Source organism: Gemmatimonadota bacterium, assembly GCA_022560615.1.
Lineage (GTDB): Bacteria > Gemmatimonadota > Gemmatimonadetes > Longimicrobiales > Gaopeijiaceae > UBA1138.
Genome location: JADFSR010000011.1, coordinates 1 through 23,121, shown reverse-complemented (window position 1 = coordinate 23,121; position 23,121 = coordinate 1). Strand labels below are relative to the sequence as shown.

Genomic DNA, 23,121 nt, shown 5'->3' with positions numbered 1-23,121 from the left:
GTGCTCTGAAGGACTTGCTGCCCCTAGTCGCCACGCTCCTCGTTCCCTCGGCTTGCACCGCCCAGGGCACCGGGCTGATCGAGTTCGATCATTACCACACACTGGACGAGATCGGCAGCTATCTCGAGACGTTGGCCGCGCAGTACCCGCAACTCGTGACGCTCGAGGTGATCGGCCGCAGCCGCGAGGGACGAGCGATCTGGGCGCTGGACGTGAACAACCCCGCTACGGGGTCGGCGTCCGAGAAGCCGGGTTTCTACGTAGACGGCAACATCCACGGTGGCGAGGTGTTGGGCGGCGAGGGTGCCCTGGCCTTCCTCGACCGAATCGTGGGCGGTCACGGCACGGACCCGGAGATCACCGAGCTCGTGGACACGCGCGCCTTCTACGTCGTGCCTATCGTGAACCCGGACGGACGCGCGATCTCCATCGGCACTCCAGAGAACCACCGCTGGAACGTGCGTCCGGTCGATGAGGACGGGGACGGTCTCTTCGACGAGGATCCACCGGAGGACCTGGACGGCGACGGCCGTATGCTTCAGATGCGGGTACCCGACCCCGAGGGTGACTGGACGGTGCATGCAACGGACCCTCGTCGAATGGTCCGAGTCCGCAGCGACGATGCCGGAGGTCCCCGCTATCGGGTCATGGCAGAGGGTGTCGACAACGATCGCGACGGGCGCTTCAATGAAGACCGCGTGGGCGGCGTCGATCTGAACCGGAATTTCCCCGCCAACTGGAGCGGCGCCCAATTCGCGTCGGGTCCGTTCCCGTTGTCTGAGCCCGAGACGCACGCCCTGGTGACCTACATCACCGATCGCCCGACGATCGCGGCCATCCACACCTTTCATACCAGCGGCGGTTTGATCCTGCGCTTCCCGACGCTCGCTGATCAGGACTGGAATTTTCCGAGTAAGGACATCGAGGCGCACCGCGCGATCGCCGAAGACGGCATTGCCATCACCGGCTACGCGAACTTCGCTTACGAGAAGAAGGCGATCGTCGACTTGATGAGCCCCGGGCACGGCGTCTTCAACGACTGGGCGTCCAAGGAGTTCGGTGTGCTCGCGATCACCACGGAGATGTGGGCACACGCGATGGGCGAGGGACAAGACGCGCTCTTCGCGTGGAACGACGACGTGCTGGGCGGCGCAGGCTTCATCGACTGGTACCCGTTCGAGCACCCCGACCTGGGCCCAGTTGAGATCGGCGGGTGGGATCGATGGTCGACCGCAAGTCCACCGGAGCGAATGATGGCTGCCGAGATCGACCGAAACGTGCGCTGGGTGCTCACGTTCGCGGACAAGACACCTCAGGTCGCCATTCAGGACGCCACGGTCGCGCCGTCGGGAAACGGGCATCGCATCGAGGCGAGTGTGGCCAACATCGGGTGGATGGCCACGGCGACGGATCACGCCGCACAAGTGCTGGACATCGCCAAACCCGTGCTCGTGAGGCTGGAGCTGGTCAACGCCGAGTTGGTCTCGGGCGATGAGGTCGTCTCGTTGGGTGTGCTACCGGGAACTGGCGGAGGCGCCCCCGAGGCGCGTGCCGTCGCGTGGACCGTGCGCGTCCGTGACGACGCCCAACCTGCTCGTGCGACGATCGTGGTGGAGTCACAAAAGGCGGGGACAGTGCGGCAGACTCTGGAGCTACCGGGAGATGTGAGTCCGCCTCAGCGCGTGGGTGGCCGGTAGGGACCCAGCGAGAACCCGCCGCGCAGCGTCACGGAACGGCCCTCGCGCCATACCAGCAGCTCGTACTCCTGGGAATGCGTTCTCAGCTCACGCACGAGCCAGTGATGGAGGCCCGCCACGCCGCCTCGGTCGCGGAAGAAGGGCTCGCCCCCGAAGCCGAGCAGAATGTCCCCGGAGCGCAGACCGGCCACGGCAGCGTCACTCCGTTCGTCCACCGCGGTGACTCGGATCGCGACCTGTTCGGGGGCGGTGGGCTCCGTTGGCATGGGCACCCCCGTTCCGCTGAAGCCCACGCTCTCGAAGCGTTCCTCGAGCGCACGCACCGCGTACATCTCCCAGAAGGAGAGCGTGCCCTCGGCGTGCTTGGGCTCGAGTTCCTCCCAGAGCGCTGCCGCTGCCCCGATCGAAGCTGGCGTGCGCGGCACTTCCACCTCCAGCACGACTGGGTACACCCGCCGTTCGTCCGCCAGCTCCCGTGCCCCTTCGAGCGCCGTCAGGATCGAGCGCTCGAGCATTCCCTCGAATACCGTCTGCCCGTTCACGCGGACGGTGATCGCCCGGTCCAGATCGACCAGACGGTCGTTGAGGTGAAGTCGGACGGCTCCGGTCCAACGGGCCGTGATCCGAATCTCGGTCCGGCTGACAACTCGCGCGCGCACGACGCCCTGTCGGTCCCGTGACTCGACCCAGTACACGCGACGGCTCGTGCCTGTGATGCCGGCATGCGGCACACGCAGCACCTCCAGCGGGTCCGTCACCCGAGGTCGGCTGTCCAACCACCGCAGCACGTCGGGATAGTGCTCCGCGAAGCCCTCGTGAGCCCGGTCGCTGAACTCGCGATAGACCAGATCGTTCCCCAGAGCGGTGAGTATGTCGTTCAACGCGCGGGGACCAGCCACGCCCCTGATGTTCTGGTCCTGCGACCCCTCCAGGACGTAGACGGGCACCGGCGCGAGATTGCGCAACAGGTGCTCGCGAGACTCTCCCTCCGTGGATACCGGTACGATCGCGGAGAACCAATCTGGGTGCGCGGCCGCATAGGCGATCGAGAAGTTCGAGCCCAGGGAGATCCCGGTGGAGACGATGCGATCCGGGTCGACGTTGAAGCGGGCGCGCACTGCATGGATGACCGCAAGCGCTTCTTCGGGCTGGAAGATCTCGTACGGGAGTCGCTCTTGCGTGCGACCGTCTCGCGATACGACGTCGACCATCGCAGGCGACGCCACGATCCATCCGGCGGTCTCCGCCGCCGCGGCCCACACGTCGATCATGCGAACAGCACTACCAATAGCGCCCTCCACACTCCCCGGCGGCCCACCGTGCATGGCGAACATCAGCGGCCACTGCCGATCGCGCGAATAAGCACTGGGAAGACGAACCCAGACGGGCACGCTCCGGCCGCCGGGTGTCGAGACGACGAACTGGTTCAGTCGGTCTCCAACGATCTGCATGATGTCGAACGCGACCGGCGGCCCAGCTCGCATGATCTGCTCGAGCGCCTGCATGTCGTCGCGACTCGCTCCCGTCGTCCAAGGAGCGGCACGGAGAGCTGCCTCGGCTGGCGCGAACTCGGCGGGGGACTGCGGCCACAGGTAGGAGCGTACCAGCTGCTCATCGATCTGCACCTGGAGGGCTGGGGGTGCGACGACCAGGAGCGGAACAAACAGGAGCGCACCACGAACGGTTCGATGTCTCATCGCCACCCCCTACCTCGCGACCTTCTCAACCGCATGCAGCAACACACCCCGTTCGTCATGAAACCGAAACGTCGCAGTCGGTCGCTCACCAGGCGTGATCGTGACGTGCAAGAACCCGCCCGAGGGCTCAGTCTGCGTATACGGCTGCTCGATCAACGCATCGGGATCGGTTGATCCTGGGTCTCCGGGACTCCTCCCCAGCCGGGAGTTGCCATCCACGAGCGCGCCGGTCGAAAACTCTTCGAAGCCGGTGGGGTGGATCGAGTGGTACTGCCAATGCCGGTCCCCGCAGATGATGTAGAAGTTCTGATCCTCCAGAAAGCCGTTGTCGGTCATCCAGCTGAAGAACTCGTCGCGCTCGTACTGGAAGCCCGAGGGGTCGGCGTGGTTGTCCCGTTTCACGGGGTCATGACCTTCCGCGGGCCGGCCCGCCTGCTCGGCATCGTCCGGGCCGATCATCGGCGTCGGTGAGATCAGAATCTTGAAGGTCGCATCGCTCTCGAGCAGCGTTCGCTCGAGCCACGCGAGCTGCTCGGCACCCCACAGCGTCTTCCCTGGACCATTCGTCATCATGTTGGGGCTGCGGTAGTCGCGCCCCTCGGTCAGCCAGATCTGGAGGTCCTTGTTGATTCGGTGCGTCCGGTACGTCAGTGGGTTCGCTTCGTCGGGATCGACGACGGGGACCTGCTCGAGGAACATCGCGATGCCCAACTCGACGCTTGGCTCCGCATCGCCGGTGTTGTCCGAATCGTTGTAGCGCGAGTCGTGGTCGTCCTTCTCCCAGTACGTCGGGACCTGCGCGAACAGGTCGGCATACCTGGGCTGCACGAACTGTTCGTGCCACTTCTGCCGAAGCTCGGGGCGCGTCCTCGCCGCAAGAGGAAACGGCACGTCGTAATAGACGTTGTCTCCAGTCGCGACGAAGAAGTCCGGGTTCAGCTGGAGGATCGTCTCCAGAGCCGGATAACCCAGGTGCTTGTCGGGACCCTGGTACTGGTTTTGAAACGCGTTGTACCGCATGCCGGTGACCGCCACGAAGCTGACTTCGCTCGCCACCTCCGCGCCGTCGAGCGTCTCGAACGTGCGCGTGGGGCCGGCCCGGACGCGCTCCCGATCTGGGCCGAAGATGACGCGGTAGTAGTAGCGGGTCGCCGGATTCAACCCGTCGATCTTCGTCTTGACGATGAAGTCGTTGTCCGGTGTCGCAGGCAACCACTCCGACTCGAAGGAATCCGCAAATCCCATGGTCGTTGCCAGCTCGAATCGGGCCGTCCCCCGTGCACCCGCGAGATCGCCACGAACCAAGGCGCTGCCACGGGTCAACCGAGACTGCAGGATGACGCTGGTGGTCGTCACCTCCCCCGCGATCTCGCCTTGCCCGTTGGTGATGCCGGGGGAAGCGACCTGATCGATCCGCCGCCTCCAGTCGGCCAGGGTGCGCCCGATCGCCTCCGGCTGGTCCTCCTGGATGTAGTGGCGACCCGACCCTACGAACGACGTCTGGATGTTGTGGATGCGTTCGATCATCGCATCGGCGAAAGATTCGTTGTTGAGCGCGCCCGGCCGCGCCCAGAAGTGGAGCATCGGGATGTCGGTCTCACGCATCCATTCACCGATCCGGTTCAAGACCTCAACGTTGCGCGTGGGTTCGCCAGCCGCGGGTAGTTCGCGCGGCCACTGTAGCGTCGGCAGCCGCGACTCCGGCGTCGGATACGGCGCGCGGTAGTACTCCATCTCCTCTTCCGTCAGGCCGCGCACGACGCTTCCGGGCAGGATCACCTCGACGAACTGGTTCTGCTCGAGGACGAGCTCCTCACCGTCCGCCGTGCGATACCTGCCCAGAGGGCCGCCCATGGGCTGGGCTCTTGGAAACGCGGGAGGAACGATTGCTTCCATGAACGCGATGCCCACGACGTTGTCCTCGTGGTCCATCGCGTAGTTGAACCCCAGCACCGAGCCCCAGTCGTGGATGACGAGCGTGACGTCGCTCAGGTCGAGGGCCTCGATGAATGCGTCGAGATAGCGTTTGTGATCCTGGTACGTGTACGCGAGGTCCGGCTTGTCGGACTTCCCCATCCCGATCAGGTCGACCGCGATCGCGCGGTAGTCGTCGGACACGAAGGGCATGACGTTGCGCCACAGGTAGGACGATGTCGGATTCCCGTGGAGGAAGAGAATCGGCTCGCCCTCGCCCTCGTCGACGTAGTGCATGCGCGAGCCCAGGACCTCTACGTAACGGGACTCGTAGGGAAAGTCCGCAGAGATGGCTGACGCCCCGGCGGTGGCTTGCTGCGCCGATGTCGCGAGCGGAAGCGTGGCCAGGATTGAGCCGGCGATTACTAGGAAGGAGCGGGCAATGGCGTCGGACATGGAATGGTCCTGATAAAGAGGACGTTCAGCCTCGACAGAGGCCCCGCCAACATCCTACGGGGGCCTCACATCGCGCAAGCGAACAACGCCGCGGTCGGGGAAATCCTGGAGATCGAGCGGCTGAAGGATCTCGCCTCGCCGGGCAGCCAGCGAGATCCGCTTGGAGATAGCCGAGGAGCTCGCGAACACCCCTTGGGTGACGGTCTAGCGGTTGGGTAGCGTCCGGTACTCGGTAGCGCTCAACAGACGGGCGTCGGCCGTGACGAGCGTCAGTTCATAGACGACGGCCGTGGCTCCGAGAAAGCGGTCGGCCGGATCCGACGGGTCGAACCCGAGCCGACGACTCTCCTGTGCCACGGCATGCGTAAGGGGCGCCTCGTGGAACGGGCCCGCCTTCAGCATGCGGGAGACCAGGGCCTGTGGCTCCCCCTCCACGGAGACTCGCCCACGCTCCATGAGCATCAGCGTTTCCCATGTGCTTATGGGAGAAAGCCAGAGCTCGTTGTCGTCGGACTCTAGCGCCACGCGTACCTCGTCGGTCAGGCGGGCGGGCTCGATGAGACTCCAGATCCAGATGTGGGTGTCGAGGAGCAGCTTCACGTCCCCAGGACCTCCCACTCGTCGATGGAGGCGACGGGTTCCACGACGTCACCCACGATGGCGGCGTGCGTGGCCAGGGAGCCCACCCACCCGGACCCCCGCACGGACGGGCGGGGCGGGACCACTTCGGCGATCGGCTGACCCCGGCGCGTGACGAGAACGGGACGTCCCGTACGCCGAACCCGCTCGAGCACGGCCAGGCACGTAGCCTTGAATTTCGAGATGGCCATCACTTCGATGTCTTCCTCCATGACCAGAATCTAACATCCTATAGACTATGGTCAACGACTATGGTCAACGGGGATCAGGCCCAGCCGTAATACCCGCCTTCGCCCAACTCGCGCTCGATCCGGTAACGGCTCTCGATGGCTGCGTTCAGACGGGTGATGGCATCGGACACGGCGTGCCTGTGGAATCGGAGGATCAGACGGGGAACAACATCTCTCTCGCCCGGACAGTGCGCGAGCCGAAGGCCAGGGGTCGCCAGAGAGGCACCTCGTCGGCTATCCTATCCGCCGCTCTTCGAATACTTGTCTGAGGAAGGATGGCATGCGCCCCACAGCACCAAACGGTTGGCTCGCGGTGTGCCTCACGCTGCTGTCCACAGTCACGTCGGCTCCATTGTGCGCCCAGGACCTGCTGATCCACGACGGCATCGTCGTGACTTCCGAGGGGCGCTTCGCAGCGGACGTGCTCGTCCGTGACGGCATCATCGTCGAGCTAGGCCAGGCGTTGACCGCGTCCCCCGATGTCCGCCGGATCGACGCTTCCGACCTGCTCGTCCTGCCGGGCGGCGTCGATCCCCATGTGCATCTCGGTGGCAGCCGCGCCGACGATTACCGAACGGGATCGATGGCCGCTCTCGCCGGCGGGATCACGACCATCTCCAACTTCGCGTTTCCCGCGCCGGGGCAAACGTTGGCGGAGGCCGTCGCCCGCGAGGCCGCGCTGATCCGGGACCAAGCGCTGGCCGACGTCATCCTGCACGCCGGCATCAATGATCCGGCCACGCAGCAAGAGCAGATGAGCACGCTGCTCGCCCAAACAGGTCAGGCGAGCGTGAAGGTCTTCATGGTAAACGCTTCGTTCGACGCGAACATCCGGGACTACCTCGCTACCATGGATGCGGCGGGCCGGGCCGGTATCCTCACGATGGTCCACACCGAGGACGGACCGATTCTCGCTCGAGCGGTCGCAGAGCTCACGGCGGAGGGCAAGACGTCGCTCGAGTACTTCCCGGACAGCCGCCCAGTGCTGGGCGAAGTCGTCGCCATGCAACGCGCGGTCGCGATGGCTGAGCAGACGGGAGCGCCCATCTACGCGGTCCATGTGAGCTCGGAGCGCGCGCTCCGGGTAGCCCAGGACGCCCAGGCGCGGGGCGTCTCCGTTTTCGTTGAGACACGGCCGATATACCTACATCTTACACGCGAGCGGTTCGAGGGGCCCGATCGGGGACTCTACGTGGGACAGCCTCCGCTGCGTGAGCAGCGCGACCAGGACGCGCTGTGGGCCGGACTCGCGAACGGCACCATCCACGTCGTCGGCACGGATCATGTGGCGTACCGGCGTGAGGTCAAGCTGGACCCGTCGCAGACCATCGCCCGGCATCGTGCCGGCCTCAACAATCTCCAAGTCGTCCGCCCCATGCTCTACTCCGAGGGCGTCGTTGCGGGAAGGATATCCGTGGAGCGCTTCGTGGCGGTGACCGCCGCCAACCCAGCGAAGCTCTTCGGGCTGTACCCGAGAAAGGGCACGATCTCAGTCGGATCGGATGCCGACCTTGTGCTCTGGGACGCCGATGAGACGCGCGCGATCCGCGACGAGGACATGTTCTCGGGCGCGGGGTTCTCGATCTACTCGGGCTGGGAGGTCACCGGATGGCCGACCATGACGATACGACGCGGCGAGGTCGTCTTCGATAACGGAGAGATCCTTGCCCAGCCCGGTTCGGGCCAGCTTCTTCGGCGGAGTCGCTGGTCGGGGTTCTGATCGCCTGATGGTGTTAGCGCGTCCCACCTGGCACCAGCGCCCCATAGCGCACGAGCCGATAGCCACCGCCCCCTGCGCTTCCGACCGACTGAGCGATGACACCGTGGAGGCTGCCGTCCCACGTCGCCCACCGATCCACGAAGGCCCCGGCGCGCTGGAGGTCTCCTGCAGACTGGATGGCGAGCACTTCCCGCAAGAGTGACTCGACTACCTCGTGGTAGCGGTCGAAATGAATCGCGAGGCGTCCGTCTTCCATCGTGAGCAGGCCGGTGTCCATATACCAGTTCCACTGCATGAGTTGCATGGTCTGGTAGGGCTGCTCCCGGCGTGGCTCACTGGACTGCAGCACGCGCAGAATGCCGCTCGCGTACACGGCGCGCAGCTGTGCGTCGGTGTAGTACCCACTCGCGTGCAGCTGCTCAGCCGCGAAAAGCGAGACGAGGTCTGCCTTCATTTCCTCGAACAGGTTCGTCACACTGGCGAGCGCATCGTCGAGCGTGCGTCCGTCTTCGGTACGATCCACACCGAGGTAGTGCCCGATTTCGTGCCAGAGCGTGCGTTGGAAGTTGCCGTCCATCGTGAGTTCGACGCAGTGCTGTTCGGCCACTCCTGCGCAAAAGCGGCTATGCGCCCCCTCGAAGAGCTGCGGATTCGTCATGATGTTGTACCGCAGCAGGATCGTGCGGCCGTATTTCCGCGCGTGGTCTGCGTCATTGGGAAGGATCGTGGCCGTGTTGGTGCTGCGCGCCTGGCCGAAATCGGCGATCACGTTGTAGACGCCAACCGGAAGTTGGCTGCGCACGCCCTTGTGGCGCTCGTACGGCAAGCTGTTCTCGAGCGCTTGAATATCCGTTAGCGCGGCCGCCAGCCCGTCGCTTCGCTCCCGGTCGCGGACGAGCAGGCTGAGCGAGTAAAACGCCTTAACTCCGAAGAGCGCATCGTCGTACGTCTCGTAGCTGCCGATCATCGCGTTCAGGTTGTTGAACTGCCCTGCCACCCAGGCCGCGTCGCCGGCCTCGTAGTTGGACGTGAGCAGGTCGTTGGCCCGAAGTCGGAGGTACGCTGCGAGGTCGCGGTCTTCGCCCTGAATCGCGGCAGCCGACTCGCGTAACAGATCGCGAACGCGCATCATTCGATCGGCGTACGCGATCGCATAGGGCACGGCGTAGAACGCTCCCTCGACGTGGCTCTGGTAGAGTGATACCAGGTGCGACTGCACTCCGGGATGAAGCAGGCGAAGTCCCGGGTACGCCTGGAATGTTGCCAGGTCGCGCTCCAACCACGCGGCGCTGGCGCGGCGAACGACATGCCGAACGCCGAGCAGTACATCGCGTTGCTCGGGATGCGCCGCGAGGTAGGCATCCAGCTCCGTGCGCTCGATACCGCTCGGATAGACGTTCTTTCCGGGCATCTCGGGCCGCACGTCCATGAACGCCACCCGTTCGTTCATGTCGTTGGTGCCAATGGGACCACGGAACAGCCTGTACAAGTGCGCTTCCGCCGTTCCTTGGACGAGATTCTCTCGCGCCCTCGCGGCATCAGGATGGCGCTGGTCCTCGTACAGGTCCTGAAACAGCTGCCCCGCTTCCAGCAGCTTCGCGACGACCGTTCGCTCTCCCTCGCTGAGATGCGACAGATCCGGCGACAGCACGAGTGTCGTCGTATTGTCCACTACGTGGCGTGTGTCGGCCTCGGTCCATTCGGCCTGCGCCTGCACCGCTGAAGGCAGCGCGACGCTCAGCAGGAGAACGACCGAGGTGGCTGAGCGAGTCAGAGAGTGCATCGGTTGGCCCCGTTGGTGTTGCATCGTCGGCTACTCGTCCTCCTGAGCCTCCTCATACCGGCGCACCTCCCCGGGCTTCCTGTCGGAGGGCAGCACATCCATCCACGCAGGATACTCGAGAGCGAGCCGACTGACCTCGTCCAGTGATTCCAACTCGTCGTCCGACAGCGACACGTCCACGGCACCCAGGTTGTCCTCAAGCTGACTGAGCTTCCGTGCGCCGATGATCACGCTCGTCACCGCCGACTTCGACAGCACCCAGGCAAGCGCGACCTGCGCGATGCTCGCCTCATGATCCTCCGCGATCTTCCGCATCACGTCGACGGTGTCGAAGGCCTTCTCCTTGTCGATGGGCGGGAAGTCGAACGAAGCACGCCGTGCCTCGGCGTCGGTCGCGTCGCGCGTGAACTTTCCCGTGAGGAACCCGCCAGCCAGGGGGCTCCAGACGAGTAGCCCTAACCCCTGGTCCTCCAGGAGCGGGATCATCTCTCGCTCCAGCTCGCGACCGGCCAGAGAGTAGTAGGACTGCGTGCACTTGAAGTGCTCCAGCCCCTCGGCTCGGGAGATCCCGAGCGCTTGCATCAGCTGCCAGGTCATTAAGTTCGAGCAGCCGATGTAGCGGACCTTGCCTTGCCGCACGAGATCGTCGAGCGCTCGTAGTGTGTCTTCGATGGCGGTGAAGGGATCGGCCCGGTGGATCTGGTAGAGATCGATGTAATCCGTGCCGAGGCGCTTCAGGCTCGCCTCGACGGCCTCGGTGATGTGAAGCCGGGAGAGCCCCACGTCATTCGCTCCGGCCCCCATGCGCCCGCGCACCTTGGTCGCCAATACTACCTCATGCCTCCGGCCCTGCAGAGCCTTCCCCACCATCGTCTCCGACTCACCGGAAGAGTACACGTCCGCCGTGTCGATGAAGTTGATGCCGGCGTCGAGCGCGCGACCGACGATCGCGTCAGCAGATGCCTCGTCGAGCCCCCCGATCGCCTGCCAGATCTGGCCCCGACCGCCGAACGTCATGGTGCCGAGACAGAGCTCTGAAACGAATACACCGGTATCGGCAAGCGCCCTGTACTTCATCAGCCCTACCTTGGTTGAAGTCTAGTTGTCGCTAGTCACGCGTCAGGCTGACAGAAGCCCTTCAAGTCGACCGCGAATGATCTCTTCAGCCTCGGTCATGATGCGATCGATGAGTTCTTTGCAGGTGGGGATGTCGTGAATGAGGCCGGTGACCATGCCGCAACTGAACACACCCGCGTCCATCTTGCCCTCGTGCAAGACCGTGCGACCCCCCGCGCCAGCGACGAGATGCCGGATGTCTTCGATGTCGATGTCGCTGCCCTTCTGTCGCTCGATTTCGAGCACCCGCTCGGTCGCGGCATTCTTCAGGACACGCTCCGTATTGCGCAACGGCCGCATGATGAGGCTCGTCTGCAATTCATCCGCTTCGACGAGCGCCTGCTTCACGTTCTCGTGTACCGGCGCCTCCTGAGTAGCGATGAACCGAGTGCCCATGTTCATGCCGTCGGCGCCCATCGCCAACGAAGCCACAAGGCTGCGCGCGTCGGCCATGCCACCCGAGGCGACGAAAGGAATCGTCAATTCTTCAGCGGCGCGGGGCACAAGGATCATATTCGGGATGTCGTCCTCGCCGGGATGACCGCCGCATTCGAACCCGTCCACGCTCACGGCGTCGCATCCAATCCGCTCGGCCTTGAGTGAGTGCCGAATGGAGGTGCATTTGTGGATGACCTTGATGCCCTCTTCCTTGAAGGCCGGCAATAAGGGTTCAGGGTTGCGTCCTGCCGTTTCGACAATCTTCACGCCGCCTTCGATGACCGCCCGGATGTACTCCGGATAGGGCACCTCCTTGAACATCGGCAAGATCGTGATGTTCACGCCGAAGGGCTTATCCGTCATCTCCCTGCAGCGAGCGATTTCCTTCGCCAGATCCTCCGGCGTCGGTTGGGTCAGCGCGGTGATGATGCCCAGGCCGCCGGCATTAGAGACCGCCGCGGCGAGCTCGGCGTAGCCGACGTAGTGCATCCCACCCTGGATGATCGGGTGCTCGATGCCGAAGAGTTCGGTGATGCGTGTTTTCATCGGCTATCGAATCTCCCTAATACTCGCGTAGGGGACTCTCCATAGGTCCTTGTTGCCGTACCCCCCCTCCCTCTCCGAATCGAAATAGAAGATGCTGTAGTCGGGTGAGAACGCCGGGCATCGATCGTCTTGGTCCGAATTCACGGCCGGCCCCAGGTTGATCAAGGGCCCCCAGACTCCGCCCTCGTCTCGGGTGGTGACGAAGATGTCCTCGCCCCCATAACCATCCGGGCGAACCGATGTCACGTACAGCGATTCCCCATCCTCCGACGGCAGGGAGTGGTGCTCACTCGCGGACGAGTTGACGTTGGCTCCGAGGTTGACGGCCTCCTGCCAGATACCGTCGATGCGCTCGGACGTCCAGATGTCGTTGCCACCGTATCCGCCCGGGCGCGTGGACGTCCAATACGCGACGTCCCAGTTCGGGCCAGCAAAATAGAGGCAGTGATCGGAGTACGGTGAATTGATGGGCGCGCCCAGATTTCTGGGTTCGCTCCAGTCGCCGTCCATCCTCTCGCTCACCCAGATGTCCATGCTGCCAAGGCCCCCGGGTCTGTTGCTCATGATGTACAGTTGCTGTCCATCGGGGGAGAGCAGCGGTTCGACTTCCACGTACTCTTCGGTGCTGACAGCCGCGACGATCTCCGGGTCGGTCCACTCCCCGTCGACTAGCGTCGACACACAGATGTCGCTGCCCGTTCGACCCCGCCGGTCGAAGCAATTGAAGTACATCGTGTTGCCGTCGGCGGTGAACGTGGGCTCCGCGTCTCTCGCCCCGGAGTTGATGAGGGGACCCATGTTCACCGGCTCGCTCGGAGTCTGCGCGGCCAACGCTGTCTGAGCCTGGGCGGAGGTCGCTGCGAGAACGACAATGCACGCTGTGCCAAACCTCGTCGTGAGTCTCGTCGCAAGCCTCGATGCCAACATCGCGGTCCACATGCTCAGCGGACCCGCACGTACTTCTGGAGCTTCCGAGGACGGGGCTCACCCCCGTACATGTTTCCGTCACGGTCCACCGCGACGAACTCCGCACCGTTTCCGGCAATCTCACGCGGGTCTCCCCACGGGTAGAGAATGAAGTCGGTCACCCAACCGGTCTCGACGTCGCCAATGCGGATCCCCATCTCCCAGCCCGGATTCTGCACGTTGTCCGACTCCGAGTCGGCCACGAAGATCTGGCCGTTGCCATCGAAGGCAATCCCGCTCGGCCGCCCGAACTGGGTCCACGTGGCCAGGTGCGTGCCTTCCTGGTCGAAGATCTGGATGCGGTTGTTGCTGCGATCGCCGACGAAGATCCGCCCGTTGGAATCCATGTCGATGGCGTGCAGCGCCCGGAACTCACGCGGCCCGTACCCGGTCCGTCCCCAAGCCCGGACGAACTCACCATCGCTCGTGAACGTCACGACGCGGTTGTTTCCGTTGTTGTTGTGGCCGTCCGCGATGAAGACGGTACCGTTGGGTGCCACGACGACGTCGGCCGGAGAATCGAAGCTGTTGGGACCGCTGCCCGCGACGCCCGGCGTGCCGAGCGTCAACAGCACCTCGCCCGTGGGGCTGAACTTTACGACCTGATGTCCCCGGCTGTCACCTTCCGGGATGTTGGCCGAGCTCACCGCGTCGGTCACCCAAACGTTGCCGTCCGAGTCGACATCGATCCCGTGGGGCCAAATGAACATCCCGCCGCCGAAGCTCTCCACCACGTTGCCTGCGAGGTCGAACTTGACGACCGGGTCCAGGTCGGAGTCCACGCATTCGTTCCCAAATCGACCCGGCCCGAACGCGTCGCAGCGGATCACCGCCCAGATGTGCTCTCCATCGGGGTCGATCGTGACCTTGCCCACGGCGCCCATCTGCCGTCCGTCCGGCAGCTTCGCCCAGTCATCCACAGTGCGATAAGGACTGGGGCCCGATTGGGCGAAAAGCTGTCCCCCCGCCACGAACAGGGCGATAGCGACCAGGGCACAGATCCAGGCGGTGGGTCTCGGCATTGGGCTACGAATGGACATCGTTGCACCTCGTGTAGAGTGAGAGGCACGAACGGCCCCTCGAGCGAGGATCAACCGTAGGCGGCCGGTTTTGGAGGGGCAAGGGCTGATCGCCAGCGTAGCCCCGGAGGTCTGGCTGGGTCCTAGTCGCTCAACGCTGCCTCCGGCGCAACGCGCCAGCATGGATAACCCGCGTCATCGAGATAGGTGCGCGTGGCGGGCGACGGCGGGATCTCGCCGGCGCCAAGGAGCGGTTCGGGCTGCGGCGTTTGTGCTCCCTCGGCGCATGCGGCGAGCCCGGCGGCGACCGCCACGATCATCGTGGCCTCCGGTGCTGCCGTGATCCATAGTCCAACAAATGGCTGACAATCCTGACCTCGAATTCCTGGCAGTCGTTCGCTGAACTCCCGTCGATCGTGCACAGACTCGAGAGAGACGCGGAGAAGACGCGGTTCGAGGGGAGGCGGGAAATCGAAGCGCTACTGGCGCCGGGCGGGCCGGGCAGCGCGCCTAGAGAACCGCCCTCCCCGTCCTTGCCCATGCCGGCACGCCGCTCTACCCTGCCCCTCGGCCCAAGAGCGAAGGAGATATCCATGAAGCGGTCTACGATCGGACGTGTGGTGGCAGTCTTTGGTCTCGCGATGGCTGCCGGCCTGTCGGCAAAGCTCGAGTCCCGACGCGACGTCGCGCAGATGGCTGACCGTGCGAGCGCCTTTCTCAGCTCGCTTTCCGATGAGCAGCGCGCTCGCGCGGCGTACGCGTTCGACGACGAGGAGGAGCGTCTAAACTTCCATTTCGTCCCGCCCGAGGTGTTCGAGCGCCACGGTGTCTCGCTCAAGGAGATGAACCCCGAGCAAAAGGCCCGCACCCATGCATTGCTCGCCGCGGGCCTCAGTCAGAGCGGGCACATGACCGCTATGGAGATCATAGAGGTCGAGGGCATCCTTCAGGCCATGGAGGACGGTAGCACCCAGTTCTCACGTGACCCCGAGTTGTATCTGATGTCCGTGTTCGGCACTCCTTCGACAGATGGCACGTGGGGGTGGCGGTTCGAGGGGCATCACCTCTCGCTGCACTTCACGATCATCGACGGCAACCTCAGCGTCAGCACGCCCACCTTCTTGGCTGCGAGCCCGGCCGAGGTCATGGATGGACCCAGAAAGGGCCTGCGCCCGTTGGGGAGCCAGGAGGACGCGGCGCGCGCACTGCTCGCTTCGCTGACCCCTGCGCAGCGGGAGACCGCAATCATCGAGGACGTGGCGCCGACGAACATCGTCACGGGTGTCGCGCTCGAGGTCGATCCGTTGTCCCCCGTTGGCGTCATGGCCTCGGACTTCAACCGAGCGCAGCGCGATCTTTTGAGGGAGCTGATCCGGTCGTACGCCATGGTAATGGCCGACGACATCTCGGCGCTCCGTCTGGCCGCGATCCGGGCCGCGGGAATCGAGAACATCGGCTTCGCATGGGCCGGCGGGACCGAGAAGGGCGACGTCGCCTACTATCGCGTGCAAGGACCGACGTTCTTGATCGAGTTCGATCACACGCAGAGAGATCCCAATCATATCCACACGGCCTGGCGTGACTTCGATGGAGACTTCGGCCGCGATCTGCTGAGGGAGCACCTGCAGCAGACCCAGCACTAAAGCGATAGCGGCCCGTCCACCGATGCGTAGAGTGACCCGTCGGCGGGCCGTGCCCGCCTGGGTGACCCTAGCGTCCGCCTGGGTGACCCTTGGGACGCTCTTCGGATTCAGCCCGGCGGCGGCGCGACAGGACCGTCCGCCAGCGCTCGAGACCATCCATGTCGCGGGCAACGTCTACATGCTTCAGACCCCCACCGCCGGCGGCAACATCGGCGTGTTCACGGGGCCCGACGGCGTGTTACTGGTGGACGATCAGTTCGCGCCCCTCAGCGAGAGCATCATTTCCGCAGTCAGTGAGATCTCGGACACCGAGATCCGCTTTCTGATCAACACCCACATCCACCCGGACCACATCGGTGGAAACGAGAATCTCGCCGAGCTCGGCGTGCTCATCTTCGCGCACGACCACGTGCGCTTGAGGATGCTCCAGCAGCTCCGGATCCCACGACGCGGGGGCATGTTCTTCCCGCAACCGCCGGAAGGCGCTCGGCCTGTCGTGACGTACTCCGAGGCGGTGACTTTCCATCTCAACGGTGAGGAGGTGCGAGCGTTCCTCGTACCACCCGCTCACACCGATGGCGACAGCTTCGTCTACTTCTCCGGCTCGGACGTCCTGCACCTGGGTGACGTCTTCCGCACGAACATGTACCCGATCATCGACGTGTATAACGGCGGCACGTTCTCCGGAATGATCGAGGCGCTAGAAATCGCAATCGGTTTGGCTGGGCCTGATACAAAAGTTATTCCCGGGCACGGTTTTGGATTCACCGATCGCGAAGGATTGATCGAGGTCCTGGTGATGATGCTCGACATCCGCCATGACGTTACGACCATGATCGCGCAGGGTCGCACGCTCGACGAAGTCATGGCCGCGGACCTCACGGCCGAATACGACGAGAAGTGGGGACAGGTGGACTCCTGGAACGCCTCGGACCTGCTACCGATCGTCTACCGCGAGTACTCGGGGCGGTAGCGAACCCTATTCCCTAACGGTGACCCTGACGTAGCCGTTGGTCCAGCAGCACTGGTCGCCGGAGCCGCTGTCCGTCGCGCTAAAGTTGTCCACCTGCACTCGCAAGATGTACTCACCCGGCTCGGAGAAGGTCACCACTACGGTCACTGTACCGTGCCCCTCGTAAAGGCGGACCACTTCGGCCCCGGGATCACGACGTCCCCCACGTCCCCCACGTCCGCCAAAACCGGCAGCAGCAGCACGAGCGGCAGCACGAGCTGTTGCCGCGGCGGTAGCGGAATCGGGCTCCGGCGGGTCAGGCGTCGACGGGTGCTTCGTGTACTCGACCTCTCCGGGACCCCGGTACTTACTCCACACCACCCGAAGGGGAATGGGTTTCGCGAAGCGAGCATCACTGCGATCCCTCTCCGACATGTCCCTCGCATTCACCGAGACGTCGAGCGGAGATCCGACCGCTACGGTGAGCGTCTGTCCTGCCATGATGCCCGGAGGTCCCCGGCCCTCCTCAACGTCCGAGCTGAAGGAAACGAGAGGATGGACGGACCCGTGAGGCCGCGGGACCCAATCCAACTGATAAGCGTTGGAACTGATGCGGCCGGGCACCTTCGTGACCTCGCCGGTCTTGGGGTTCTGAATGTTCCACCACACGTCGTCGCCGCTCAGCGCCGCAGGGACCGTCACGGCAAAGACTCCCCGGTGTCGTCCGGGAAGAAACGTCGTGGGCTGCTTCCCGTCGAACTGAGCCGGCTCGATGACATTGCCCTCTCCCAGAGGAATCTCCACCGCCTCGTCGTTCATGTTGAGATATCCGAAGGAGAGAGTATAGGTCCCATCCTCATTCGCGTACCACCCTTCCAGGAACGGGGCGATGACTTGATCCAGGCTAGAGCGCGGTTGAAGCGGCCAGCGTCCTTCCGGCCCCTGCGCCTCCAGCGCGGCCGGACCGGCCAAAATACCGCCGAGAAGCAGCGCGACGGCCGCCCCAACCACGGTCAAACGAACCTTCATCAGGGACTCCTTCTCGAATGCTCGAGCGGTGAATCGAGCCGGACCCAAATAAGTTGACGGGGACCGAAGAAGCTGCGGTTGCTCCCAGCGTCCTTCGGTCCCCATCAATACCGATCCAGCCTTTTTGTCTACGAGTTGGGTGGCGAATCTCCTAGGAGATGATCTCCGCCTTTTCTTCCCGCTCCTCGACCATCCTCTCGTACCCCTCTTCATCGAGGTGCGTCACGGCGATCCACATGTGGGACATTTCGTCCGCGGTCCGGCTACCACCATCAACCCACTGATCCGCATCAGGGTTGTTGGGGTTCCCCGCCGTGTTGTCGTACCACTGCTTCATTACGAGGACCGCACCGGTCGGGACCAGAGGCGCAACGTCGTCCTCATAGATGTGGCTCTGGTGCCAGGTGGCGCTCCAGTTCGAGACCATGCTGATCACCTCCGTCCGTCCCGTCTTCGGATAGAAGATCTCCAGAGACGCGGACCGCAGCCGCAGGTGCCCGTGGGGCTGGAAGCTGTCGATGCGCACCGGATGGTCGAACGAGCGGAAGCCCTGGGTCATGGTCGTGCTATGCGGAGCCATGAGCAGCTGACCTTCGCGGAGGCCATAGAGGGCCAGATCCTGCTTGTACTCGTACTCGTAGTCCTCCGGATGCAGCCAGATACCCAGCTCCACGATGTTGTCCTTGAGCATGGCCTTCGGGGCAGACGCTCCGAGCCCACCGGGATACATGTGAATGTCCCAGCGGACATATGCATCCTTGGGGATGATCCGGCACACGCCGTCGGGAATGATCTCACCCAGCTTGCCCATGGCGTATTCCGTGGCCCGGTCTCCCGAACCCTCGAAGCTGCCGTCTTCCTGCAGGATCTGGAACGTGGTGTTGGCATGGTGAACCACGGACTTGGAAGCCCCCTTCGGCTTCACCTGTAGCGCCTTGATGCAACGCTCGGAGGTGTTGAACGTGGGAACGAACGGACGATGCCACATGTCGAGTCCGGTAGCCGGCACGTCGATGGGTGTCGAGGCGGCGACGATGTCCGGCGGACCGAATTCGGCCGCCAGCGACCAGTCTTCAGTGTCGTGTATGTTCAGCACCGGAATGTCGGCCGGATCGCCCAGAGGCGTCCCCTGGTCCACCCACTCGACGATGGTGTTGATGTCTTCCTGGGAGAGACGCCAGTCGTGCTTCAGCTCCTGGATGCCGATGTCGTTATCGTAGTAGTACGGCGGCATCAAGCGGTTGGAGACCTGACGGCGGATGCGCCGAGCGTACCTGCGGGCATCCTCGTAGTCCACCAGATCGATGGGCCCGATCCCACCTGGCCGGTGACAGACCGTACAGTTCTTCTGGATGATGGGCGCCACGTCCGCGGCGTACGTCACGTCCACGTCGATACCATCCGCCGACACGAAAGTGACCTGGGCGTCCGCGGAACTTTGGAATGCCAAAGTCGCGACGAGCGCGATGGTTGCTGCTCCGACCCCACGCATCCACGGGCGCGGAAGGTCGCTCCGATTCTGCAGGTCCATGATGATCCTCTCCCCTGTGCCAGCAGTGAACTACGCATCAAACGTGATGAAACTAGCCCCAGACTCTTTCTTCCGGGACATGACACTGAACTGAATGTATGTGTTGAGACGAGATTCGACTAGCGGCTCCTCAGATCCACGAAGGCGAGCGCGTACCAACTGTTCATCGGGATGATCAGCCGCTCGCGGCTGGGGTCGTAGCACATCGATGCCGCGCTCGGGATGCCGGAAGCGATGAGCTCGGGCTCCTGACCCGGGCGGATCCGTGCAACGGTGCCAATACCGACGCTGCTCACGTACTTGGTGCCGTCCTCGAGGATCACCAGGCCGTCGTTGCGCGGATCCAGCGACTGTTCGGTCGCGAGCAACTCCCCGGCGGGGCTGAAGGTCAGAATATCCGAGTTCCCCGCGTTGACGACCACGATGTTGCCATCCGGATCGAAAGCGACCCCGTTTGGCCGATTCAGCGGCGGACCGTCGATGAAAATGGAGCTGCCGCCGTCCGGTGTGAGCCGGTAGATGCGCTCAGGCGTGCCCGTCTAGCTCATGTACACCGTCCCGTCTTCGGTCACTTCGAGATCGTTGAAGCTGATCGCGTCTTCGACTTCAGCGCTTCCACTCGGCTCCCCCGTGGACATGTCGAACCAGCGAACGACGTTCCGGTCCACCAGATAGAGCAGGCCGTTGATGATGTCGCTTCCCAGCGGATGATTGAGGGTCAGGCCGTCTCGAGTGACCCCGATCCACTTCAGCGTGTGCACCGTCCCATCCGGGTTGATGAGCGATACGTAGCCGTCGTTCTCCGTGCCATCGCCGCGGTTGCCGGCGCTCGGCGCCACGTACAGATCGCGCACGGGATCGTACGAACAGCTCTCGGCGAAGTGGAAGCCCCCGAACACGCGCGTATTGGGCATGAGGTCGAGCGGTTCCCCCGCTCTGAACTCCTGCGTGCCCGTGTTCTGCTGAGCCTGCAGCGGATAGACACCGCCCACGGTGGCGGCGACGAGAAGAAATGCTCTGATGGGGCGCATCTTCGCTCTCCATATCTTGTGGTGATTGCTTCATTGCCCCTGTTCGACGCCGGTCAAGCTCTGCATCAGGCGGTTCATGCCGCCGATCCAGCGGTCGTAGTCGTCAGTCTTGCGGCGCATGTACTCCAGAACTTCCGGGTGCGGAAGGATCAGGAACCTCTCTTCGCGCAGCCCGACCACGACGAAATCCGTGAGGACTTCGGGCTCCATCATGCCATCGCCAGCGGCGGCCGCGGTGGCGGGGCTCGCGTTCGCGGTCATGGCTGTGCGCACTGCCTGTGGACACAAGAGCGATACTCCGATGCCCTCGTGTCCGTGAGTGATCGCGAGCCACTCACCGAATCCCACCGCTGCGTGCTTGGTGACGCCGTAGGCTGCCAATCCAATCTGATTCAGCAGCCCCGCTGCGGAGGCGGTGATGAGGAAGTACCCGCCACCGCGCGCGATCATCCGGGGCACCACATGCCGCGCCGCATACACGTGGGACATCACATTGACGTGCCAGCTCGTTCGCCATTCGCCGTTCGGCGCCTCGAGGTCGGCGCCGAGCGCGACCCCCGCGTTGGAGCAGAACAGGTCGATGGGGCCGACGTCCGCTTCGGTGCGCTCGATCACGCTCGCCACATCGGCCTCCTCGCCGACGTCTGCGCGCATGGCGATCCCGCCGACTTCTTCCGCCGTCGCCTGCGCGCCGGCTTCGTCGAGGTCCACCGAGACGATCTGCTTCGCCCCCTCGGCCCTGAACCGCACCGCCAGCGCTTTCCCGATGCCGCTGGCGGCGCCGGTGACCACGATGACCTTGTCCAGGATCTCCATCTCTCCTCACTACCTCGTCACGTGTGAAGAGGAGCTGGCCAGTCGCCGAGTCTTACCTGGCCGGCGAAAAGTCCGTGGGCGACAAGAACACCGATACGACGTTGCTCACGAGACGGCCCGAGGCCTCCCGCATGGCGGTCCACTCGGGATCGCCACCGAACGCCCGCCACGAGGCTGCTGCGGCTTCCCGGCTTTCGTGAGCCAGCATGTAGACCAGCGTGTTTTCGGAGTCAGGTTCGTCGAGCGGCACCCAGTAACCGACGCCGCTCATGCCGTGTTTCTCGAACAGGTCCGTCTCGCCCCCGCCGAATCGCTCCAGGAGCGCGGGCAGCTGGCCTTCGAGCGTCGTGTACGTGCGCAGCTCGTAGACATGGTTCATGGCTTGCGCTTCGGCCGCGCGGTATGGATTGACGAACATCCCGGCGAGAAACGCACCCACTGCCACAGCCACCAGCGCTCCGTTTTTCCGACCCATGTGCTTGTCCTCCGTCGTGCGGCTCGCCCGTGATGGGCGAGAACGATTTCGTGGGGCAAGAGCGACCATTGTATGCCGGTGGGTGGTTGATGACGAGAGGTCGTTCTGTAGAGCTTCGGAACGGCATCATCTAACCGCCCCTGTCACGTAGCCGCCCCTGTCACGTAACCGGCCCCTGTCACGTAGCCGCCCCCGTCACGTAACCGGCCCCTGTCACGGCGGCGATCCGGCGGCTGGCCTCTGTCACGATCTCCGCGTTGTCACGCGCGGTGTGCATGTCATCCGGCAGCTCGAACGTGTCCTCAGAGGCCCGCGCGCGTGTCGTACCCCCGCCGAGCGGCCTCTTCGATCAGGGGCCAGGCGGTGGCCCGGAATCCGTGAAGCAGCCGAGGTCGGTCGATGGCGCCAGCGTCGAGCACGGCCTCCATCTCTTCTCTGACATGTTTCCCATGGCAGCCTGGAGATCGCCGCCGCGGGGCTCCATCATGATGCATGATGCGAAGGCAGCGGGCGGCCACACCGCTATCCACGCACGTCCACGCCGCCTCAGCTTTTCGAACAGCCCGGCCTCAACGCCCACGCCCTTGTCCGCGGGCTACCGATTGTGGAAGACCGGTCCCATCGTGGAAAACCTGTCCCATCCAGACATGGACGGATTCGAGCCAGCGCAGTGCTGCCAGTCCGAGACGCCGGTGTCCTTGCCCCCCTGAACGACGTCGGTCTGCGGCTGAGCTCCATCGGGCCGCAGACCCTCGCGCGATGCCCTGGCGACCCCCGTTTGGCGCTCTCAGGGGCCGTGAGAGTCCGTCGAAACCCCCTCATATATTATGACGTAACTCATAGTCATAATTGTATATGGGAGGGGAGATGGGACACATCCACGCTACCGAAGTGCTGCCGGAGGGTCGAACCCGAGACCAGGAGGCGCTGGGTCGCAGCCAGGACCAGGAGGCGCTAGCGTCCGACGCTCGCCACGAGCGCATGGACCGAGTCGCTGTGCTGTTCGGTGAGATCACGGCGGCGACCCGTGAGTTCCTGGCGGCTCTCGCGCAGTCGGATCGTCACCGGGACTGGGAGGACGAGGGCTTCGCTTCGTGCGCCGAGTGGCTCGCATGGCGGATCGGCATCACGCGCGGTACGGCGAACGAGAAGGTCAGAGCCGCTCGTGCACTCGAGCATCTCCCACTCATCTCGGAGGCGATGGCCAGGGGAGAGCTGTCGTTCAGCAAAGTGCGGGCGTTGACGCGCGTAGCGACAGCCGACACCGAAACTGAGCTGCTCGCGTTCGCCCGTGCGGGTTCGGCCGCCAACCTGGAGCGTCTGGTGAGGGGGTGGAAGACGCTGAGCCGGTGCGATGAAGCGCAACAGGAACGGATCAGACACAGGAGGAGGTGCTTCTCGGTCTTCCCCGACGAAGATGGGA

The 23,121-nt window shown here is 64.2% G+C and carries 22 protein-coding genes and 1 pseudogene; 6 read left to right on the top strand and 17 right to left on the bottom strand.

Annotated elements, in window-relative coordinates; genetic code table 11:
• The first annotated feature begins 14 nt into the window (after nucleotides 1-14).
• Nucleotides 15-1,697: a hypothetical protein gene (locus tag IIB36_08490; protein MCH7531779.1), complete on the top strand. Its 1,683-nt coding sequence runs from the start codon at nucleotides 15-17 to the stop codon at nucleotides 1,695-1,697.
• Here the strand turns inward: IIB36_08490 and IIB36_08485 are convergent.
• From IIB36_08485 to IIB36_08475, 3 genes and pseudogenes are all read right to left on the bottom strand, one after another.
• The gene (locus tag IIB36_08485; GenBank protein MCH7531778.1) at nucleotides 1,676-3,394 is read right to left on the bottom strand and encodes a hypothetical protein; all 1,719 of its coding nucleotides are present in this window, start codon (nucleotides 3,392-3,394) and stop codon (nucleotides 1,676-1,678) included. The genes IIB36_08490 and IIB36_08485 overlap by 22 nt on opposite strands.
• A gap of 9 nt (nucleotides 3,395-3,403) precedes the next feature.
• Nucleotides 3,404-4,762, bottom strand: a complete 1,359-nt coding sequence (locus IIB36_08480) for an alkaline phosphatase D family protein (protein MCH7531777.1) — start codon at nucleotides 4,760-4,762, stop codon at nucleotides 3,404-3,406.
• 36 nt (nucleotides 4,763-4,798) lie between these two features.
• Nucleotides 4,799-5,764, bottom strand: a pseudogene (locus IIB36_08475) (haloalkane dehalogenase).
• 3 nt (nucleotides 5,765-5,767) lie between these two features.
• Here IIB36_08475 and IIB36_08470 point away from each other — a divergent pair.
• Nucleotides 5,768-5,983, top strand: coding sequence for a hypothetical protein (locus IIB36_08470; GenBank protein ID MCH7531776.1), 216 nt, complete (start codon nucleotides 5,768-5,770; stop codon nucleotides 5,981-5,983).
• Here the strand turns inward: IIB36_08470 and IIB36_08465 are convergent.
• Both IIB36_08465 and IIB36_08460 read right to left on the bottom strand, forming a co-directional pair.
• Nucleotides 5,969-6,364, bottom strand: coding sequence for a type II toxin-antitoxin system VapC family toxin (locus tag IIB36_08465; protein ID MCH7531775.1), 396 nt, complete (start codon nucleotides 6,362-6,364; stop codon nucleotides 5,969-5,971). The two genes, IIB36_08470 and IIB36_08465, sit on opposite strands and share 15 nt — an antisense overlap.
• Entirely contained in the window at nucleotides 6,361-6,615 is a 255-nt protein-coding gene (locus IIB36_08460; protein MCH7531774.1) for a type II toxin-antitoxin system prevent-host-death family antitoxin, read from the bottom strand. Before IIB36_08460 ends, IIB36_08465 begins: the two co-directional genes overlap by 4 nt.
• A 298-nt stretch (nucleotides 6,616-6,913) precedes the next feature.
• Here IIB36_08460 and IIB36_08455 point away from each other — a divergent pair, with 298 nt between their 5' ends.
• Complete coding sequence (locus IIB36_08455) at nucleotides 6,914-8,353, top strand: amidohydrolase family protein (protein ID MCH7531773.1); 1,440 nt, start codon at nucleotides 6,914-6,916, stop codon at nucleotides 8,351-8,353.
• Nucleotides 8,354-8,366: 13 nt separating this feature from the next.
• On the opposite strand, the gene IIB36_08450 is transcribed toward IIB36_08455, so the two are convergent.
• The 6 genes from IIB36_08450 to IIB36_08425 form a co-directional block, all read right to left on the bottom strand.
• Nucleotides 8,367-10,136 (bottom strand): NUDIX hydrolase, encoded by a 1,770-nt coding sequence (locus tag IIB36_08450; protein MCH7531772.1) that lies wholly within the window; start codon nucleotides 10,134-10,136, stop codon nucleotides 8,367-8,369.
• Between the two features lie 30 nt (nucleotides 10,137-10,166).
• On the bottom strand, nucleotides 10,167-11,213 hold the full coding sequence (locus IIB36_08445; protein MCH7531771.1) for an aldo/keto reductase: 1,047 nt from the start codon (nucleotides 11,211-11,213) through the stop codon (nucleotides 10,167-10,169).
• A 42-nt stretch (nucleotides 11,214-11,255) separates the two neighbouring features.
• On the bottom strand, nucleotides 11,256-12,236 hold the full coding sequence (locus IIB36_08440) for a nitronate monooxygenase (protein ID MCH7531770.1): 981 nt from the start codon (nucleotides 12,234-12,236) through the stop codon (nucleotides 11,256-11,258).
• A gap of 3 nt (nucleotides 12,237-12,239) precedes the next feature.
• Nucleotides 12,240-13,040 carry a PD40 domain-containing protein gene (locus tag IIB36_08435; protein MCH7531769.1) on the bottom strand — a complete coding sequence of 267 codons (801 nt, stop codon included), beginning with the start codon at nucleotides 13,038-13,040 and terminating at the stop codon, nucleotides 12,240-12,242.
• Nucleotides 13,041-13,177: 137 nt separating this feature from the next.
• Nucleotides 13,178-14,242: a 6-bladed beta-propeller gene (locus IIB36_08430; protein MCH7531768.1), complete on the bottom strand. Its 1,065-nt coding sequence runs from the start codon at nucleotides 14,240-14,242 to the stop codon at nucleotides 13,178-13,180.
• A gap of 122 nt (nucleotides 14,243-14,364) precedes the next feature.
• The gene (locus IIB36_08425; GenBank protein ID MCH7531767.1) at nucleotides 14,365-14,541 is read right to left on the bottom strand and encodes a hypothetical protein; all 177 of its coding nucleotides are present in this window, start codon (nucleotides 14,539-14,541) and stop codon (nucleotides 14,365-14,367) included.
• 273 nt (nucleotides 14,542-14,814) lie between these two features.
• On the opposite strand from IIB36_08425, the gene IIB36_08420 reads away from it, so the two are divergent.
• Nucleotides 14,815-15,864, top strand: a complete 1,050-nt coding sequence (locus IIB36_08420; protein ID MCH7531766.1) for a DUF3500 domain-containing protein — start codon at nucleotides 14,815-14,817, stop codon at nucleotides 15,862-15,864.
• A gap of 31 nt (nucleotides 15,865-15,895) precedes the next feature.
• Entirely contained in the window at nucleotides 15,896-16,837 is a 942-nt protein-coding gene (locus IIB36_08415) for an MBL fold metallo-hydrolase (protein MCH7531765.1), read from the top strand.
• 6 nt (nucleotides 16,838-16,843) lie between these two features.
• Here IIB36_08415 and IIB36_08410 read toward each other — a convergent pair whose 3' ends face one another.
• From IIB36_08410 to IIB36_08385, 6 genes are all read right to left on the bottom strand, one after another.
• Nucleotides 16,844-17,845 (bottom strand): hypothetical protein, encoded by a 1,002-nt coding sequence (locus IIB36_08410; protein ID MCH7531764.1) that lies wholly within the window; start codon nucleotides 17,843-17,845, stop codon nucleotides 16,844-16,846.
• Between the two features lie 151 nt (nucleotides 17,846-17,996).
• The gene (locus IIB36_08405; GenBank protein ID MCH7531763.1) at nucleotides 17,997-19,376 is read right to left on the bottom strand and encodes a hypothetical protein; all 1,380 of its coding nucleotides are present in this window, start codon (nucleotides 19,374-19,376) and stop codon (nucleotides 17,997-17,999) included.
• A gap of 119 nt (nucleotides 19,377-19,495) precedes the next feature.
• Nucleotides 19,496-19,897 (bottom strand): hypothetical protein, encoded by a 402-nt coding sequence (locus tag IIB36_08400; protein MCH7531762.1) that lies wholly within the window; start codon nucleotides 19,895-19,897, stop codon nucleotides 19,496-19,498.
• A gap of 18 nt (nucleotides 19,898-19,915) precedes the next feature.
• Nucleotides 19,916-20,407 carry a hypothetical protein gene (locus tag IIB36_08395; protein ID MCH7531761.1) on the bottom strand — a complete coding sequence of 164 codons (492 nt, stop codon included), beginning with the start codon at nucleotides 20,405-20,407 and terminating at the stop codon, nucleotides 19,916-19,918.
• 30 nt (nucleotides 20,408-20,437) lie between these two features.
• Entirely contained in the window at nucleotides 20,438-21,223 is a 786-nt protein-coding gene (locus tag IIB36_08390; GenBank protein MCH7531760.1) for an SDR family oxidoreductase, read from the bottom strand.
• A gap of 52 nt (nucleotides 21,224-21,275) precedes the next feature.
• Nucleotides 21,276-21,641 (bottom strand): NIPSNAP family protein, encoded by a 366-nt coding sequence (locus tag IIB36_08385; protein ID MCH7531759.1) that lies wholly within the window; start codon nucleotides 21,639-21,641, stop codon nucleotides 21,276-21,278.
• Between the two features lie 924 nt (nucleotides 21,642-22,565).
• Between IIB36_08385 and IIB36_08380 the strand changes: the two genes are divergently transcribed.
• A partial coding sequence (locus tag IIB36_08380; GenBank protein MCH7531758.1) for a DUF222 domain-containing protein occupies nucleotides 22,566-23,121 on the top strand: 556 nt, incomplete at its 3' end.

Bases quoted from the DNA above. Each gene is read 5' to 3' on its own strand.
- IIB36_08485 (MCH7531778.1), bottom strand. From the start codon at position 3,394: ATGAGACATCGAACCGTTCGTGGTGCGCTCCTGTTTGTTCCGCTCCTG.
- IIB36_08470 (MCH7531776.1), top strand. From the start codon at position 5,768: ATGGTCCTGATAAAGAGGACGTTCAGCCTCGACAGAGGCCCCGCCAAC.
- IIB36_08460 (MCH7531774.1), bottom strand. From the start codon at position 6,615: ATGGAGGAAGACATCGAAGTGATGGCCATCTCGAAATTCAAGGCTACG.
- IIB36_08455 (MCH7531773.1), top strand. From the start codon at position 6,914: ATGCGCCCCACAGCACCAAACGGTTGGCTCGCGGTGTGCCTCACGCTG.
- IIB36_08450 (MCH7531772.1), bottom strand. From the start codon at position 10,136: ATGCACTCTCTGACTCGCTCAGCCACCTCGGTCGTTCTCCTGCTGAGC.
- IIB36_08445 (MCH7531771.1), bottom strand. From the start codon at position 11,213: ATGAAGTACAGGGCGCTTGCCGATACCGGTGTATTCGTTTCAGAGCTC.
- IIB36_08440 (MCH7531770.1), bottom strand. From the start codon at position 12,236: ATGAAAACACGCATCACCGAACTCTTCGGCATCGAGCACCCGATCATC.
- IIB36_08430 (MCH7531768.1), bottom strand. From the start codon at position 14,242: ATGTCCATTCGTAGCCCAATGCCGAGACCCACCGCCTGGATCTGTGCC.
- IIB36_08425 (MCH7531767.1), bottom strand. From the start codon at position 14,541: ATGATCGTGGCGGTCGCCGCCGGGCTCGCCGCATGCGCCGAGGGAGCA.
- IIB36_08420 (MCH7531766.1), top strand. From the start codon at position 14,815: ATGAAGCGGTCTACGATCGGACGTGTGGTGGCAGTCTTTGGTCTCGCG.
- IIB36_08410 (MCH7531764.1), bottom strand. From the start codon at position 17,845: ATGAAGGTTCGTTTGACCGTGGTTGGGGCGGCCGTCGCGCTGCTTCTC.
- IIB36_08405 (MCH7531763.1), bottom strand. From the start codon at position 19,376: ATGGACCTGCAGAATCGGAGCGACCTTCCGCGCCCGTGGATGCGTGGG.
- IIB36_08395 (MCH7531761.1), bottom strand. From the start codon at position 20,407: ATGCGCCCCATCAGAGCATTTCTTCTCGTCGCCGCCACCGTGGGCGGT.
- IIB36_08390 (MCH7531760.1), bottom strand. From the start codon at position 21,223: ATGGAGATCCTGGACAAGGTCATCGTGGTCACCGGCGCCGCCAGCGGC.
- IIB36_08385 (MCH7531759.1), bottom strand. From the start codon at position 21,641: ATGTTCGTCAATCCATACCGCGCGGCCGAAGCGCAAGCCATGAACCAT.